The sequence below is a fragment of the Prevotella herbatica genome (assembly GCF_017347605.1).
GTDB lineage: Bacteria > Bacteroidota > Bacteroidia > Bacteroidales > Bacteroidaceae > Prevotella > Prevotella herbatica.
Map to the genome: position 1 here is coordinate 787,652 of NZ_AP024484.1, position 18,086 is coordinate 805,737.

At 36.8% G+C, this 18,086-nt stretch carries 9 protein-coding genes; 7 read left to right on the forward strand and 2 right to left on the reverse strand.

Going from position 1 to position 18,086, the window contains the following annotated elements; all coding sequences use genetic code 11:
• Nucleotides 1-43: 43 nt before the first annotated feature.
• Nucleotides 44-3,505 carry an SMEK domain-containing protein gene (locus prwr041_RS03035; RefSeq protein ID WP_207154863.1) on the reverse strand — a complete coding sequence of 1,154 codons (3,462 nt, stop codon included), beginning with the start codon at nucleotides 3,503-3,505 and terminating at the stop codon, nucleotides 44-46.
• 222 nt (nucleotides 3,506-3,727) lie between these two features.
• Nucleotides 3,728-4,147 carry a DoxX family protein gene (locus tag prwr041_RS03040; protein WP_207154865.1) on the reverse strand — a complete coding sequence of 140 codons (420 nt, stop codon included), beginning with the start codon at nucleotides 4,145-4,147 and terminating at the stop codon, nucleotides 3,728-3,730.
• A gap of 578 nt (nucleotides 4,148-4,725) precedes the next feature.
• Here prwr041_RS03040 and prwr041_RS03045 point away from each other — a divergent pair.
• From prwr041_RS03045 to prwr041_RS03075, 7 genes are all read left to right on the forward strand, one after another.
• On the forward strand, nucleotides 4,726-6,966 hold the full coding sequence (locus prwr041_RS03045) for a substrate-binding domain-containing protein (RefSeq protein WP_207154867.1): 2,241 nt from the start codon (nucleotides 4,726-4,728) through the stop codon (nucleotides 6,964-6,966).
• Between the two features lie 135 nt (nucleotides 6,967-7,101).
• A complete protein-coding gene (locus tag prwr041_RS03050; protein WP_207154869.1) occupies nucleotides 7,102-10,236 on the forward strand; it encodes a SusC/RagA family TonB-linked outer membrane protein in 3,135 nt (1,044 codons plus the stop codon).
• 38 nt (nucleotides 10,237-10,274) lie between these two features.
• A complete protein-coding gene (locus prwr041_RS03055; RefSeq protein WP_207154871.1) occupies nucleotides 10,275-12,035 on the forward strand; it encodes a RagB/SusD family nutrient uptake outer membrane protein in 1,761 nt (586 codons plus the stop codon).
• Between the two features lie 41 nt (nucleotides 12,036-12,076).
• A complete protein-coding gene (locus prwr041_RS03060) occupies nucleotides 12,077-13,516 on the forward strand; it encodes a DUF4960 domain-containing protein (RefSeq protein WP_207154872.1) in 1,440 nt (479 codons plus the stop codon).
• Between the two features lie 22 nt (nucleotides 13,517-13,538).
• Nucleotides 13,539-15,134, forward strand: coding sequence for a glycoside hydrolase family 32 protein (locus prwr041_RS03065; RefSeq protein ID WP_207154874.1), 1,596 nt, complete (start codon nucleotides 13,539-13,541; stop codon nucleotides 15,132-15,134).
• Nucleotides 15,135-15,160: 26 nt separating this feature from the next.
• Nucleotides 15,161-16,873, forward strand: a complete 1,713-nt coding sequence (locus prwr041_RS03070) for a DUF4980 domain-containing protein (protein ID WP_207154876.1) — start codon at nucleotides 15,161-15,163, stop codon at nucleotides 16,871-16,873.
• Nucleotides 16,874-16,928: 55 nt separating this feature from the next.
• A complete protein-coding gene (locus prwr041_RS03075; protein ID WP_207154878.1) occupies nucleotides 16,929-18,086 on the forward strand; it encodes an MFS transporter in 1,158 nt (385 codons plus the stop codon).

The window sequence follows — 18,086 nt, forward strand, 5'->3', positions numbered from 1 at the left end:
ATTGTAGATTATAATACAACTCATGATTAATATAATTTGAGATTTAAAGTATTTTATGTAGTAAACTTCTTATTTTTGCTTTTTGGGATTCTGATTTTACATTTTTGAGTTCTTCAATTACGGCGGAAATTAAATATTTATAGTCATCTTGTGGACTTACTGCGTTTAAAATATCTAATTTTTCATATGCCTCTAATGAAGATTGCATGATTTTATCTTCAAAATCACACTTATTAAAAGATGTATCAATTTTAACAGATTCATATGGCTTATTGAGTTGAACTGTTATCCATGACAAGATCTCTCTATTGACAATATCCGTTATTAATATTATTGACAAAGCATAATTAAAAGCTTTATTTATTTTGATTTTATTATGCCAATGTATTGTTTTATAAAATTTTATCAAGTTAATAAGTTTATCATAATTATCAATAATAATTTCTTTTGATTCAGTATTATCTGCACAAATAATCAATGATAAAAAATCCACAAAACATGTAGTATGTTTTCCAAAGTAAGGTTTTAACTCTTTACAATTAAATGGATATTCAAATAATTGAACTTTTTCATTTTTAATGAAAGCAAAAGTTGATTTAGAATCAATTTTACGAAATATTTCTACCTTATTAAATGTGACAAATGGATATTCATCTAATTTATAAAATTCAAATTTATCAAGTTTCCTAATATGTTTTTTTATTCGGGAAAAGTCAATATTAGGATATTCTTTTTTCAATAAATCATAGTATTTTTTTATGGCTTCTACACCATCCATACCCCAAGAAAAGACATAAAAATTTATCAAATCTTTCTTCATTTCTTGGCTAGAAATTAACCTTATAGATAATAACCAATCTTTTAGATTTTCATCAAAGCAACAAACATACTGTATTGGCAAGTTTCCATTATATATTGATAAATAAAGAGGAGAATTTATATAATTAACTATTTCATCACGAAACTCACTAGTCTTCACTATTTCTGCAACAGGAATAATGGTATTGTATTCATAGATTTGTTTTTTCAAATTATCTTTATTTGATTTTAAGATATCAATTAACTCTTCTTTGATCTGTGGTATATCAGATGATGCAACAAATATACTAAGAAGATTGATAGATAATTTGGATAATGGGTCTTCTTTGATTATTACAGAAATTCTTTCAAATAAATATGATTGATAGTACTTTGTATGCAAAAGATTTATCATAACAAATATGTATCTCTCTTCTATAATATTACCCTTTTCTGATAAATGTTTATCAAAGATTTTATCTACCAAGTCCTTGAATACAGATAAATCGATCTCAACATCATCAATAAGTATTTGACACGTTACTTCCAAACTTTTGTTTGCTTCAGGATATGGGTCCTTTAACTCTAATATATCTTTAATAAATTTTGTAGCATCAGCTCTGCCTAATCGGCTTGGGTCATTTATTTTAAATAATGATGCAGATAGTTTTATAACTTCTATCCAATTAGAATTAAATACATATTCATTAAGATTTTCTTTGAAACATCCTTCTTTCCATTTGGTTTTAAATTCAATAGCCGCAAAATATTCTTGAAACGTTTGATGAACAAACCCAAATAACGAATCTCCATTATCATCAAATCCTTTTTCAAACAAAAAGCCTGCGTCTTCGCGCAAAAATTCAAGAATGTCATTTATGTCTTGTTTTATATCATGAGGATTTAAGTATGGCGCTATTTTTCTATATTCATCCATCAGTTTCAATCTTAATTCTTTCTCGGGAATTAACCCCGTAGAATAATTTTCATGCATATAAAATGAAGTTGGTGCTAAAATTTCAACAAGAGAAACTCTATCTATATTGTCATGTTTCTGAAATGCTCGTCGTTTTACCCAATTTTCTAAAAATGTAGAGGTTGCTATCTCATATAATGAAGCCCTTTTCTCTGGTAATGCATTGCCTTGATAATATATTAAGGCTATAATAGTTATTAATAAAGGATTACTAGCCAGTCTCAAAACAGAGTTATTTTTACGAATGGAATTAAAAAGTTCATTAGCATTTTTCAAAGCCACCTGAGTATTATTATCAGAATGTGATGATATCGATAAATACCAATTTTTTATAAATGATTTTATTTGCTCTTTACCGAACTTTTCCACATCAAAATGATAGAAACAACTATTTAAACACGTTTCATTATATCCAACAATTCTTGATGATGCTATCATTTTAATACTGGGGTATTGAGCAACAAAAGAATTGATTTTATCTACAATATTGTGCCTTTGGTTAGTTATATTTACTTCATCAATGCCATCAAATAATACCACCAGTTTATTATTTTCTAAGCAATCAACAAATAATGTCTCATATATTTTATTATAACCGTCAATTATATATTCAGACAAATTTTTCCCTGTAGCTGAATTATACTTAGCAAATTCTGCTGCTTTAATAAATATTGGAACATAATTGTAATATTTACGATTCTTACCTCGTTTATTACAAATATCATATGCCAAATATTTCAATAGTGTTGATTTCCCAGATCCTGGATCTCCTAAAATAACTATTTGATTGTATTTTAAAAAGGCTGTTTTTATATCAACCAAGTTTAAATTTTCTTTATATTTATCTTCTCGGTTTGCGTTTGAATAGTCTGGCTTTAATTTGAGCTTTAGTGGTATATAAACTTGATCAATTTTTATCTTTACTAATGTATTGTTTATTTTTGGAGAAAACCCTTTAATATCAAGATACATAAACAAATTCATTATATATTTATCATATTCTAAAAGACCTTTTTTATATTTATCCCATTTATCCATTTCCGTTTTTGTATCAGAAAACTGGTTCTCCAACAGTTTACAAACCTTGTCTATTTTTTCCAAATTATTCTGAGCATTAAGTTCGTTATATAAATCTGTTTTATCTATTATATTTTTAGAAGGAAAATTAAACTTACCTTTTAGCACTTCATCTATCTTACTTTGAGTATATTTTTTTTGTTTTTTCGTTATTATGTAAATATATAAATTATCAAAATCATTATATAAATCATTTTTAATAAACTCATATAAAGTATGTTTTACCTTATCTAATGTAGGCGTAGATGTTATTTGAATAGCAATCCTATTTTTAGTGTCTCTTAGATCTATGCTTGGATATATCTTATTTTCTTCGTAATTTACATTTTTAAAATCACAATTATAAATTAAGTTTAATAATTTTATCAAAACGTTTTCAACATGAATATTCATACTGAACTCACTATTAGAGTTCAATATCTCAATCTGTTCAGTAAAACGAGAAAACAACTGACTTATTCTTGATAGTTTTGCTTGCTGATTCATAGAATTAATTATTAATATATTACAAATATAGATAAATATTTCCCAATTATGGCCTAGTTGAGAGAAAAAAATTAAAGATGTTCGAGAATTCTTCAAAATAGCCTCAATTGAAGTATCATAATTATTGGTCGTTATAGCAAATCTTTCCATGAAAAATAACCATTCCATATTATGTTATTATCTTTTTATAAATAAACAGAAATAATAGCCCTCAAAGAATTTCACAATAAATATTATTGACAGATAATTAGTTGTTTTAGAAGAAGGAAAAATTAAATCCACAATTAAACAACAAAAAGCGTGTAACTCATTGAGCTACACGCTTTTTACCATTTGCAATAATCATAATTTCTTTAGCGATGGTAAAGTAATAGAATGCACTTTAGGATATTATGAAAAGATATCATTACGGGTTATGGCATAACGTCCGCCCCCTATGAATGCCAGTGCAAGAGCTGGTAAAAGGTAAAGCATTGGCAACTCAATAGCCCAACCACCTTGAGGTGATAGTGTAAAAATTTGACTTACGTGTACCATAAGTATTGCAATTACCATGTTAAACGCCACTGCTACAGCTGCAGCACGAGTCCATAAACCAAATACAATAAACATTGCTGCTACAAGTTCTACAAGTAGTGTTCCATAGGCGATAAAAGATGGTAATCCCATTGCTGTAAGCATTTCGCCGATAGGTCCTACACCATTTATTAATTTAGAGAATCCATGGAAAAGCAACAATCCCCCTGTTGACAAACGTAGAACTAAAAGTCCAAAATCCTGATCCCTCATAAAATCTTTACTCCATTTCATAATTATAATTCTTTTTAATTATTAAAAAGTCGCCATTATTAATATCATTACTGATATACTTATCGTTCGGCGATATATAAACGATTCAAACCTTATATATACGCTACACATCGTAGCTGTATTATCTCAAAGCTCTGTGACAAAGATAAACATTATTATTTTGATTATCAAGCTTTTTATAATAGTTTTTATCTATAAAGTAATAGCTATTTTATATAACTGATAAAAAGACACGCTAATCTTTACAATTATGATATTCTTTTTCCCATTTTACTGGATTCCTTCTACCGTTGTAAATAGGTTGAATATTGCAGTACAAGTATTTATTATAAACAAAAAACAAGTTTGTAATAACGATTAACTTTGGTAAATATTACCTTCAAAGTAGATTTTTCCAAGTTGAGTTATTTCAGCAACAGAGAGTAATTGCTTCGAACAAGTTAAGTACCATAGTTATGTATTATAAAAAGCTTTTGAAGTTTAAGCTTCTTTTTTACAAAAATAGATTGATACTTTCAAAATAATTGCTAATTTTGAACCCAATTAATAATATCGGCCGACTTAAATCGCAGAAGTTCATGAAAAAATATATCATTTACAGTTTAATTATTGCTACAATAGTTTTATCTGCATGTACAGCGAAACACAAATCCTATGAGATTGGCGTTTCGCAATGTTCTAGTGGTGAATGGCGAGAGAAGATAAACAATGAAATGCTGTCAGCTCAACATCTCTATGACAGTGAGGCTAAAATAAACATCGTCAATTGCTATAACGACCCAAAGTTGCAAGTAAGACAAATAGATAGTCTTATTGATGCCGGTGTTGATTTATTGATAGTATCTCCTTACGAATATACTCAACTGGAGCCATCACTTGCCAAGGCAAAGAAAAAAAATATTCCAGTAGTACTATTCGATCGTAAAAGTAAAAGTAATAACTACACAGCATACATAGGTGGTGATAATGTTGAGGCAGGTAGGAAACTAGCCAACTATACCTTAAGCATGATTAGAGATGGAGATGTAAAGCCTGAAGGACGCAAACCTATTGTTTGGGAAATGACAGGTCCAATGACGATGTCTCCTGCTAAAGATCGTCATGATGGCTTTTGCAGCGTTATCAAGAAACAAACTAACATTGATTATTTTAATACAGAAAGCGATTGGACTCCTGAAGACTGCTATCGCCAGATGAAAACATATCTACAGTCAGGTAAGCAAGTTGATGTTGTGTTCTGCCACAGTGATATTGATGCAGTAGGAGCTTTCAAAGCTGCAAAGGAACTTGGTAAGGAAAAAAACATAAAGTTTCTGGGAATTGATGGACTGCCTGGTAAAGATGGTGGACTAGAGCAAGTGAAGAATGGTGTACTTACGGGTACCTATATATATCCGACTCATGGCGAAGAGATTATTCAACTGGTATTGAATATTTTAGATTGTAAGCCTTATGAGCGCAATACGACAATTCAGAGTTTTGTTGTTACGCCACAAAATGTGAACGATATCATTATGAGTACCAACTTGATTATCAAGCAGAACAACTATCTGGTTACCATTAAGAATAAACTGGAGAATTATCTGGGACTCTATAATCTGCAGCGCAGCGTGCTATATATTTCCATTGTAGCAATTTTTCTACTGCTACTAGCACTGTTTTTCATCATTAAGGCTATTAAGGCTATTAAGCGGTCGAACCACAAATATCGCAAGGCAAGTGATAAAATGCGTGAACTGAACGAGGAGCAGACACTGTTTTATACCAATGCCAGTCATCAGTTGAAGACTCCTCTCACATTGATTACAGGCCCCCTAAAGGTTCTTTCGGAAAATAACGACATTAAGGGTACCGATCGTGACTTACTGAATATATTGAATCGTAATGTGGCACAATTGGATGGATTGGTATCAAACGTAATCAATTTCCGCAAGGAAGTGGATGCTGCCATTGCCGACGACAATGCACAGCTGGCTAGTTCGGGGGGACAACAAAATCGGGATGATATTCAAGAAGGTCATACAAACTTATTACTTAGAGCTGACTGTGAGGAATTGTCAACATTGCTCATTGTTGATGATAATGCTGACATGCGCAAATATCTGCGTACATTACTGGCACAAAGCTATTATGTAATTGAGGCCTCTGATGGTCAAAGTGGATTACAACTTGCTCGCGAGAGCGTGCCCGACCTGATTGTGAGCGACGTAATGATGCCAGTGATGGATGGTCTGCAATTCTGCAAGCAGATAAAGGAAGACTGTATCACGAGTCATATTCCTGTAATAATGCTCACTGCCCGAAGTGCTGAGTCTCAGCAGATAGAGGGTTTTGAACATGGTGCAGATGCATACATTATAAAACCATTTAATGCTCAGTTCCTAATATCGAGAATAAATAATCTTCTACAAAGCCGAATACAACTGCGAAAGTTGTTTAGCGAGAAAGAAGTAAAGACTGAAACTATAACACAAGAAGCACATATTGAGCAAGAAAGCACTCCTGATCGTCGCTTCATGGATGCTCTGAAGGATGCTATTGACAAGCACATATCAGATGCACATCTGAAGATGGATGATCTAGGCGAGGAACTAGGTATGAGCCGTGTTCAGTTATATAGAAAGGTTAAAGCTCTCACAGGATTATCACCTGTAGAGCTATTGAGAAAAATTCGTTTGCAGAAAGCGTATTCTCTACTTTTGAACAGCGATATGACAATTTCTGAAATCTCATATAAAGTAGGGTTTGGCACTCCAAGCTATTTCTCTTCATGCTTTAAGAAGCAATATGATGTTTATCCTACCGACGTAAGAAAATAAACTAAAAAGGCAACAATTGTTACATGCAACAATTGTTGCAACCTTCGAACGATTTTAGAAAGTGATTATTGCTAAGCTAGAGTATATTTGCGGAAGATAAATTCGCAAATAATCTATTAACTAAAAACGTTTCGAATGAGAAATCTGTCAAAAATCCTCATGAGCCTTATTCTCATGATGGTGTGTGTTGCTGCAAGCGCACAGAAGATTAATGTGAGTGGAACGATATTTGATTCTGCTGGAGAAACTGTTATCGGTGCCACTGTAATAGAAAAAGGTACGACTAATGGTTCGGTTACCGACATGGATGGTCACTTCAAACTTTCTGTTGGAAAGAATGCAACTCTAGTCGTCTCTTACATTGGTTATAAAACTAAAGAAGTTGCAGCTTTGGATGGTATGAAAGTTACGCTACAGGAAGCCAGTAACGACCTAAATGAAGTTGTGGTAACAGGTTACACAACACAGCGCAAGGCCGATCTTACAGGCGCTGTCTCTGTCGTAAATGTGAAAGACCTTGCCAAGCAAAACGAAAACAACCCAATTAAGGCGATGCAGGGACGTGTTCCTGGTATGGATATTTCTGCCGATGGTTCTCCTTCTGGTGCTGCTACCGTACGTATTCGTGGTAATGGTACACTAAACAACAACGATCCTCTTTATATTATTGATGGTGTGCCAACAAAATCGGGTATGCACGAACTTAATGGCAATGATATTGAGAGCATACAGGTATTGAAGGATGCAGCATCAGCTTCTATCTATGGTTCACGTGCAGCTAATGGTGTTATCATAATAACAACAAAAAAAGGTAAAGACGGCAAGGCTAAGGTAAACCTTGATGCTAGTATTGCTGCTTCAATGTATGCTAACCGCATGAAGGTGCTAAATGCAAAGCAGTGGGGACAGGCTTTCTGGCAGGCTAATGTGAACGATGGTCTTGATCCAAATAACAACTCTGTAGGTTATCATTTTAACTGGGGTTACGATGAGCATGGTAATCCTCAACTGAATGGCATGACGATGCAGAAATATCTTGATGCCGCTGGAACTATTCCTGCATCAGATACCAACTGGATGGACGAAACGACACGCACTGGACTTATTCAGAACTATAACGTAAGCATTAGCAACGGTAATGATAAAGGATCTAGCTATTTTTCACTTGGTTACTACAAGAACCTTGGTGTTATAAAGGACACAGACTTCAACCGTATTTCAGGACGCGTAAACACAGAATATAAACTATTAGGCAATTTCCTCACTATTGGTGAAAATCTTACCATCAACCGTACATCTGAGGTTGCAGAACCAAATGGTTTTCTGGGTAATGTGCTTCAGTATAATCCAACTTTTCCTGTTTATAATACTAAAGGAGAATATGCTAATCTCACAGGTAGTTTCGCTGACCGCGAGAATCCTGTTGAAGTGCTTAACCGAAATAAAGACAACAGATATACGTATTGGCGTATGTTTGGTGACGTTCATTTGAACTTCAATATCACGAAGAACTTTGTTGTACGCACTACTGCAGGTATCGACTATGCTCAAAAGGAGCAACGTTTCTTTACATACCCTATCACAAACGGTAATGTGAGTAACAAAGACAATGCTGTTGAGGCTAAGCAAGAGCACTGGATGAGTTGGATGTGGAATGCTGTTGCAACCTATAATCTTGAAATAGGCAAACATCGTGCAGACGCACTACTTGGTATTGAACTTAATCGTCAAGACGACATGTGGTTCGGCGGAAAGCGTTATGGCTTTGCTGTAAACACGCCAGATTATATGTGGCCAGACGCAGGTGTGGGCGATCAACAGGCATTTGGTTCAAGTGATGGCTTCTCACTAGCGTCTTTCTTTGGAAAGATTAACTATAACTATGCTGACAAATATATGGCAAGTGTTACCGTTCGTCGTGATGGTTCAAGCCGCTTTGGCAAGAACAATCGTTACGGCACATTCCCATCTTTAAGCTTAGGTTGGCGCATCAGTCAGGAGAAATTCATGCAACAAGCCTCAAATTCATGGCTTTCTGACCTTAAGCTTCGTGCTAGCTGGGGACAAACAGGTAATCAAGACATAAACAACTATGCTCGCTACACTCTTTATGTTTCTAACTATGGAGAAGCTAACTTTGGTGGTCAGAGCTATGGTACATCTTATGATATAGCTGGTACTAACGGTGGACAGCCGTTGGGATCAGGTTTCAAGCGCAATCAGCTTGGTAACGATAACATTAAGTGGGAAACTACGACACAGACCAACTTAGGTTTTGACTTTGGATTTTTCAAGAACTCACTCTATGGTAGCTTTGAGTGGTACCGCAAGAAGACCTCTGACATACTTGTAAATATGCCAGGTATTGGTATAATGGGTGAAGGAAGCTCTATGTGGATTAATGCTGGCGAGATGCTCAACAAGGGAGTTGAGTTTAATGCAGGTTATCGTGGCAATGTAGGTGCATTCAACTATGATTTCACTGGCAATATTGGTACCAACCGCAACGAAGTAACCAAACTTCCTGAGACTATTGCTGCAGCAGGAACATTTGGTGGTAGTGGTGTATTCAGCGTTGTTGGTCATCCCATGAACTCTTATGTTGGTTATGTTTATGATGGCATATTCAAGAATCAAGCAGAAGTTGACAACCATGCTAAACAAGAAGGTGCAGCTGTCGGTCGTATGCGCTTTAAGGATCTTAATAATGATGGCGTTATCACAACCGATGATCAGAAATGGATTTATGATCCAACACCAGCCTTCACCTATGGTTTGAATTTCTATCTTCGATATAAAAATCTAGACTTCACAATGTTCTGGCAGGGTGTTCAAAATGTTGATGTTCTCACTACCGTACGTCCTGGTGATGATACCAATGGCGGTTATAAGGTGCAGACGGACCTCTGGGCAGGTGTTAACGTTCCATTCCTTAATAAAGGAGATCGCGTTCTTGATGCCTGGACACCAACTAACTCAAGTTCAACAATCCCTGCTCTGTCAACATACGACAACAATAACGAAAAACGTTTTTCTTCTTACTATGTTGAAGATGGTTCTTTTATTAAGCTTCGCACCATTGAGATTGGCTACAGCCTCCCTGATGCACTAGTAAAGAAGATTAGCATGTCTAAGATACGTATGTATTTCTCTGCGCAAAACTTGCTCACAATCAAGAGCCACAAGTTCACTGGCGTAGATCCAGAGAATGCACTATTTGGTTATCCTATTCCTCTTAATCTGACATTCGGTCTTAACGTTTCTTTTTAAACGACTAAATATTGAATAATAGTTTAAAAAACACAATTATGGAATCAAGAAATTTATATACAAAGGTCAAGAAAGCGACATTCGTTTTACCTTTTGCCTTATCCCTTTTATTTTTAAATAGTTGTAATGCTTTCCTTGACGACCAAGTTCCGCAAGGAACACTGTCAGACAAAGAAGTAACAAAATCAGAGTATATTGATAATATGGTGACTTCTGCGTATGCGATCTTCACAACAGCAGAAGATATCAACTCATCTTTCTCGATGTGGAACTATGACGTTCGTTCGGACGATGCCTATAAGGGTGGATCAACAACTAATGATGGTGACGTTTTCCACCAGCTTGAAGTTGAAAAGGGTGTATTAACCACCAATTGGAATATCAACGATATGTGGGTGCGTATCTATAATGCTATTTCACGTGTGAATACAGCAATTGGAACTCTTGAGGCAGCAGATGATTCTTACTCTTTAAAGAATGAGCGTTTGGCTGAAATGAAATTTTTGCGCGCTTATGGTCATTTTCTGGCTAAGCGTCTCTACAAAAACATACCCTTTGTTATGCGATCAGATCTCACCTATGACGAGTACCATCAGATTTCCAACACAGAATATACCAATGATCAAGGTTGGGCTATCATAGCTAAGGAACTTGAAGAGGCTTATAATGTTTTGCCGGTAACTCAGACTGACAAAGGGCGTCCAACAAAGGCTGCAGCTGCTGCTTTTCTTGCAAAGGTTTATCTATACAAGGCATATCATCAAGATGACCCTGCATCAAACAAAGTGACGTCAATTAATGAAGACGACCTGAAAAAGGTGCTTGAATATACCGATCCTGCTATCTACACAGCCGGTGGCTATGGTCTAGAGAGTGATATCCACAATAATTTCCGTCCTGAAGATCAATATGAAAATGGTATAGAGTCTATATGGGCTATACAATACTCTCGCAACGACGGTTCCACATATGGTAATCTCAATTGGAGCTACGGTCTTATCGTGCCAAACATTCCTGATGTAACCAACGGTGGTTGCGACTTCTACAAGCCTTCACAAAATCTTGTAAATGCATTTGAAACTGATGCTAACGGTCTTCCAATGATTGATACTTTCAATGACAAAAACTATGACATGAAGACCGATAATGCCGATCCACGTTTGTTTCTAACTGTTGGCATGACAGGACTTCCATATATGTTCAATAAGAAATTCATTATGGATCATTCATCAGCATGGAGTCGTTCAGGTGGTCTTTATGGCTACAATGTAACCTTAAAGCAGAATGTTGATCCTGCTCTCATCGGTACATATCTCATTCATGGTTCTTACTGGGCTAGCTCTATGAACCGCATCGTTTTCCGTTACGCTGACGTAATACTAGAGCGTGCTGAAGCAGAGGCTCAATTAGGAAATTCTGCCGAAGCGATAAGACTAGTTAACCAGATTCGTACTCGTGCTGCTGGTTCTACACAAATGATAGCAGACTATCCAAACAAGTATGGTGTTCACTTCTACTGCAAGAACTACACAGGTAGCTATTCTAAGGAAGATGCCATCAAAATAGTAAAGATGGAACGTCGTTTGGAATTTGCTATGGAAAGTGAGCGTTTCTTTGACCTCGTTCGCTGGGGAGAAGCAGCAACTGTTCTTAATAACTATTTCGCCAAGGAGAAAGAACGTGTAACATTCCTTAATGAAGCTGAGTTTACAGCCGATAAGAATGAGTATCTGCCAATTCCACATTCACAGTATTCTTCTTCTAACGGGCACTATACGCAGAATATAGGGAAGTGGTAATTTTTTTTGAGATTAGTACTTAAAGTTTAAAGATTACAATTATGAAAAATAATAATATATATATAAGGGCATTGATTGCAATTGGGGGCTTACCATTTTGCCTTCTTACTATCTTACTATTTGCAGCCTGTAGCAACGACAACTATAGCGACTTACAGCTCACGGGCGACTGTGCTGTAAAATCACTTGTACTCAACGATAAATATGAGGGCAATGTTGATCCAGCAACTCGTACTATTAAGGTTAAGGTTCCTGTAGACTTCAAAGATAAGTCTGCCATGAAGATTACCAGTCTGAATATATCTGATGGAACAAAGTCAAACATTGCTTTGGGCGATATTGTAGACTTCACCAATGCAAAAGTGATACACATAACAAAAGGCGATCTCTATCTGGACTGGACTGTTAATGTGAAGAACGATGAGGCTAAAATCAAATCGTTTATCATCAACGACACCTACAAGGCTAGTATTAACGAGGAGGATCATACTATAACAGCATTTCTACCAGCTACAGTAGATATTAAGAAAGCTATTCCTACTATTATCTACAGTGAGGATGCAAATATAAGTCCTCTCAGCGGCGTCCAGACCGACTTCACTGAACCTATTACATATACGGTCACAGATAATACAGCAACGGCAACATACGTAGCTACTATAAAGACCGTTTCGGCCCCAGAAGCAATATTTCTTGGTTCTGCTAAAGCTACAACTATGGACGAACTTGTTCCTGAGGAGAAAGAAGCTTGTAAATGGATGTTAGCCAATATAGAAAACTCAATGTTTGTCAGTTGGGATGAACTGAAGGCAGGCAATGTAGACCTTTCAAAATGTAAGGTCATCTGGTGGCATTGGCAGAATCAGCCATCTGAGACGATCGGTGACTTCGAAAGTGCAGCAACATCAACTGCTATGGGTGCTATTAACATCCTTACCGATTACTATAAAAATGGTGGTGGATTCATTCTAAGTCGTGCTGCTGTTAACTTCGCAGCTGAACTTGGTGCAATTAAGGATAAGCGTTGTGCTAACAACTGTTGGGGTGCCAACGACGATGGCGGTGATGTGATCAGCGCAGGTAATGAGTGGGGATTCTTGATGGAGGATGCTAATCATCCATTGTGGAAGAACATGATTTTGAAGGATGGTGGAATTAAGACCACCGATGCAGGCTACACCATTTCAAACTGCACCTCTCAGTGGGGTATGTGGGGCGACTATGACAATGAAGGTGGCGACTATTCTGTAGGACACAACAAGTGGACTAATCTGACTGGTGGTCGTATTCTTGGTCATGGTGGTGACGGTGCAATTTCTGTATGGGAAGCTCCTTCAGCTAATGGTACATTTGGCAAAGGCGGCATCATCTGCTTTGGTTCAGGATGCTTCGACTGGTGGTCACCAACTGCTTACACATCTCACTATCACGACAATGTCGGTATTATGACTAGTAATGCATTCAATTACTTAATGAAGTAAGATTTCTAAAAGATTCAAAATTATGAAAAAGATGATATATTTATTCACAATTGCACTGTCAGCCTTAGCGGTGACTGCATGCAGCGAAGATACATATAAAGGTGATCCAGAAAAGAATTGGGCAGAAACAACTGAATTCTTCAATTCTACAGAGGAAGCTGGTTATTCAACTTATTACAAGCCATCTCTTGGTCGCGTTGGTGATCCAATGCCTTTCTATGATGAGAAGGCTAACGATTTCAAAATTCTTTATTTGCAGGACTTTGACAACAATAAGTTGTTCTGCTATCACCCTATCTGGACAGTTGCGACCAAGGATGGTGCAAACTATCAGTCATTGGGCGAAACTCTGTCTGTAGGAACTAGCGACTATCAGCAGGATGCCGCACTAGGTACAGGATGTTGCTACTACAACAAGTTGGATGGTTTGTATTATATCTATTACACTGGTCATAACCCAAATTGCGAGAATACAGAGGTAGTTATGCGTGCTACATCAAGCGACTTCAAAACATGGACTCGCGATAATGCATGGTCATTAAAGGGGGCAGACTTTGATCTATCAAGTCAGGATTTCCGTGACCCTCAGATCTTTGAGGATAATGGCACCTACCACATGATTATTGCAACACGCAAGGGGGATCCAAAGTTTGCAGAATTCACTTCTACTGATATGAAGAACTGGACGTTTAATAGCTCATTCAATGCTATCTGGGATCGTATGTGTGAATGTCCTGACGTCTTCAAAATGGGTGACTGGTGGTACTTTGTTTACAGTGAGGCCTATCAGACTACATGGAGTCGCAAAGTGAAATATATGATGGCAAAGAGCTTTGAAGGTTTGAAGGCTTGCTTTAGCGATCCTGGTGCAAACTGGCCAAAGGATGGTCATGAAGGTGTGCTTGATAGCCGTGCTTTATATGCAGGAAAGACAGCCTCTAACGGTACCGACCGTTATCTATGGGGTTGGTGTCCATACCGTACAGGTGTTAATGTTTGGGATAAGAATATTAATGTAGGAGAAAAGGAACCTAATTGGAGTGGCGCACTCGTTTGCCACAAGATTATCCAACATAGTGATGGCACTCTAACATTGGGCAAGGTTGATGCTATTGATGCTAAATACAACAAACCACAGACTGTTTCAGTGATGGCTGAAAAAGGTGTTAATGGTTCAAACGGCAACTATACACTTTCTGGCGATAGCGCTTATGCACTTTTTAATCGTTTGGGTACTCATAATAAAATTTCTTTCACTGTAAAGACAAGTAACAATTTGGATAAGTTCGGTATATCTTTGGTTCGTTCAACGGATGAAAAGAAGTATTATACAATGGTTATAAATCCTGAAGACGAGAACAACCGTAAGGTAAACTTTTTGGAAGAAGGTACTGACGGAAAAGGCTTTATCGAAGGGATTGACGGTTATTTGTTTGCTCGACCAGCCGACAATGTTTACAATATTACAATCTACAACGATAACAGTGTTGTTACTATGTATATCAACGATGTTTGTTCCTATACTCAGCGCATATATGGAATTCCTAAGAACTGCTGGAGCATAAACAACTACGGAGGGAATATCACCATTTCAAATCTGACAGTAAGCCAATATTAATAACAAACAACAGAGAATTAAAATTTATGAAGAGCTTACGATTACTATTATTTATCTTCAGCATGACTGTCTTATCGGCAGTCCATGCAGAAGATAAAATCATGTTCCTTTCTAGCAATCACGTACTTTATCGTTTAGATACGAAGAATTATCGCTACTTATTATTACCTGTTGAGGATCGTGCCGAAATGAGCAACATTAAGGTTCTTGCTAACAATAATCAAGTGAAGACAATCAATGTGCGTTTGGCTTCAGAATATGCAGATTACTATGTACCTCTCGATTTGAGTAAATATGCTGGTCATGAGCTTATTCTAGATATCCATATCAATGGCAATATTCGTAACGAGGGAGCTATCAAAGAGTGGGCTTGCTGGAAGCAGATGAAGTATTCAGATACATTCGATATAGCTAATCGCGAAAAATTCCGTCCAGAATATCACCATACACCAGCTTATGGGTGGATGAATGATCCTAATGGTATGTTTTATAAGGATGGCACATGGCATCTCTATTTCCAGCATAACCCTTATGGGTCCCTATGGGAAAATATGACATGGGGACACTCTAGTTCAAAAGATCTTGTTCATTGGAAATACGAGGGAGATGCCATTGAACCAGATGCTCTTGGAACCATATTCAGTGGCTCCGCTGTTGTGGATAAGAATAATACCGCTGGCTTTGGCAAGGGTGCCATTGTAGCTATGTACACATCGGCAGGTGAGAATCAAACTCAGAGTCTAGCTTTTTCAACCGATAATGGAAAAACTTTCACTAAGTATGCCGCCAATCCTGTAATAACTAGCAACGTTCCTGATTTTCGCGATCCTCACATGTTTTGGAATGACGATATCAAGAAGTGGAACTTAATTCTTGCCGCTGGGCAGGAAATGAATATCTACACTTCTGACAATTTAAAAGATTGGAAGTTCGAGAGTTCGTTTGGTCATGGTTACGGAGATCATAATGGCGTTTGGGAGTGTCCAGATTTGATGAAGTTAAAAGTGCGTGGTACAAATAAGGATAAGTGGATGTTAATCTGTAATATCAATCCTGGAGGTCCTTTCGGTGGTAGCGCAACACAATACTTTGTAGGTGATTTTGATGGTCATAAGTTCACCTGTGAGAGTGCCCCTGATGTGACAAAATGGATGGATTATGGAAAGGATCACTATGCTACCGTAACATTTGACAATGCTCCTGAGGGTCGCCATGTTGCAATGGCTTGGATGAACAATTGGCAGTATGCAGCCCAGACTCCTACCACACAATATCGCTCAGCCAACACTGTCCCTCGCGATCTTGACCTTTTCGAATATGAAGGGCAGACATATTGCGGTGTAATTCCATCAAAGGAACTTATTGCCATGCGTGGTAAGAAGCAAAATAAACTATCTAATGCATGTGAACTTGTGCTTAACATTAAAGGTTCTTCATCTGTCACATTATCCAACGATAAAGGTGAGAAAGTAGTATTAACTTACAACGAAAGTAAACGAACCTTCTCTATGGACCGTACAAAAAGTGGTAAGGTTGACTTTAGTGAAGCTTTCCCGGTAACCACTACGGCCCCAGTTTATGGCAAACTTAAACAACTCAGAATATTCATTGACAACAGTAGCATCGAAGTATTTGATGCTGAGGGAAAAATGGCAATGACTAACCTCGTATTTCCAATCACTCCTTACAATAAGATTGTAAAAAAAGGTAAAATAAAATATGCCATTTATAAAATGTAAAATAGAAATGTGCTATATTTGTAAATCGAATAACTAAAAAGCAAAAAATACACCTATGAGTAAAAATATAAAACTAACAATTATCCCTGTTATGCTGTGCTTCTTCGCTATGGGATTTGTCGACTTAGTGGGCATTGCCTCTAACTATGTGAAGGAGGATTTGGCACTAAATGATAGCACTGCTAACATTTTTCCATCACTGGTGTTCTTCTGGTTCCTTATTTTCTCTGTACCAACAGGTATGCTGATGAATAAAATCGGTAGAAAAAAAACAGTTTTGTTGTCACTCATCGTTACTATAGTTTCTTTGCTTCTTCCTATTTTTGGCGAGACTTTCACTATTATGCTCATCTCGTTCTCATTGCTTGGAATTGGCAATGCACTGATGCAGACATCGCTGAACCCATTGGTTTCTGAAGTGATTGGTGGTAGCCATCTAGCATCAACTCTAACTTTTGGACAGTTTGTAAAAGCTATTGCGTCCTTTATGGCTCCTTATATTGCTATGTGGGGTGCTATGGCAACGATTCCGTCGTTTGGACTTGGATGGCGAGTGCTGTTCCCTATCTATATGTTCATCGGTGTGCTAGCCTCGTTGTTATTGGGTGTCACTTCTATTAAGGAAGAAAAAATTGATGGTAAGCCTTCTACATTTTCAGAGTGCCTTAAGTTATTGGGCAAGCCAATCGTGTTACTGAGCTTTCTTGGTATTATATGCCATGTAGGAATCGATGTAGGTACCAACACTACAGCTCCAAAAATTTTAATGGAGCGCGTTGGAATGACCCTAAATGATGCAGCCTTTGCTACATCATTATACTTTATTTTCCGTACTATAGGTTGCTTAACAGGAAGTTATTTCCTGCGTGTGATTAAGTCTAAAACTTTCTTTCTGATATCTATCACCATGATGGCACTTTCAATGGTTGGGATGTTTATTGGTGACAGCAAGATAGAACTATATGTAGCTATTGCACTAGTAGGTTATGGCAACTCTAACGTATTTTCCATCATATTTTCACAGGCTCTCTTGAGCGTTCCTGATAAGAAGAATGAAGTTTCAGGACTAATGATCATGGGGCTTTTTGGGGGAACCATCTTCCCTTTACTTATGGGATTTGCCAGTGATGCTGTTGGTCAAGTAGGAGCTGTTGCTATTATGGCTATAGGAGTAATATATCTATTTACTTATATTAAAAACGTAAAACAATAA

What these genes read in the sequence shown, in the direction of transcription:
- prwr041_RS03035 (WP_207154863.1), bottom strand. Translation starts at nt 3,505, where the DNA reads ATGGAATGGTTATTTTTCATGGAAAGATTTGCTATAACGACCAATAAT.
- prwr041_RS03040 (WP_207154865.1), bottom strand. Translation starts at nt 4,147, where the DNA reads ATGAAATGGAGTAAAGATTTTATGAGGGATCAGGATTTTGGACTTTTA.
- prwr041_RS03045 (WP_207154867.1), top strand. Translation starts at nt 4,726, where the DNA reads ATGAAAAAATATATCATTTACAGTTTAATTATTGCTACAATAGTTTTA.
- prwr041_RS03050 (WP_207154869.1), top strand. Translation starts at nt 7,102, where the DNA reads ATGAGAAATCTGTCAAAAATCCTCATGAGCCTTATTCTCATGATGGTG.
- prwr041_RS03055 (WP_207154871.1), top strand. Translation starts at nt 10,275, where the DNA reads ATGGAATCAAGAAATTTATATACAAAGGTCAAGAAAGCGACATTCGTT.
- prwr041_RS03060 (WP_207154872.1), top strand. Translation starts at nt 12,077, where the DNA reads ATGAAAAATAATAATATATATATAAGGGCATTGATTGCAATTGGGGGC.
- prwr041_RS03065 (WP_207154874.1), top strand. Translation starts at nt 13,539, where the DNA reads ATGAAAAAGATGATATATTTATTCACAATTGCACTGTCAGCCTTAGCG.
- prwr041_RS03070 (WP_207154876.1), top strand. Translation starts at nt 15,161, where the DNA reads ATGAAGAGCTTACGATTACTATTATTTATCTTCAGCATGACTGTCTTA.
- prwr041_RS03075 (WP_207154878.1), top strand. Translation starts at nt 16,929, where the DNA reads ATGAGTAAAAATATAAAACTAACAATTATCCCTGTTATGCTGTGCTTC.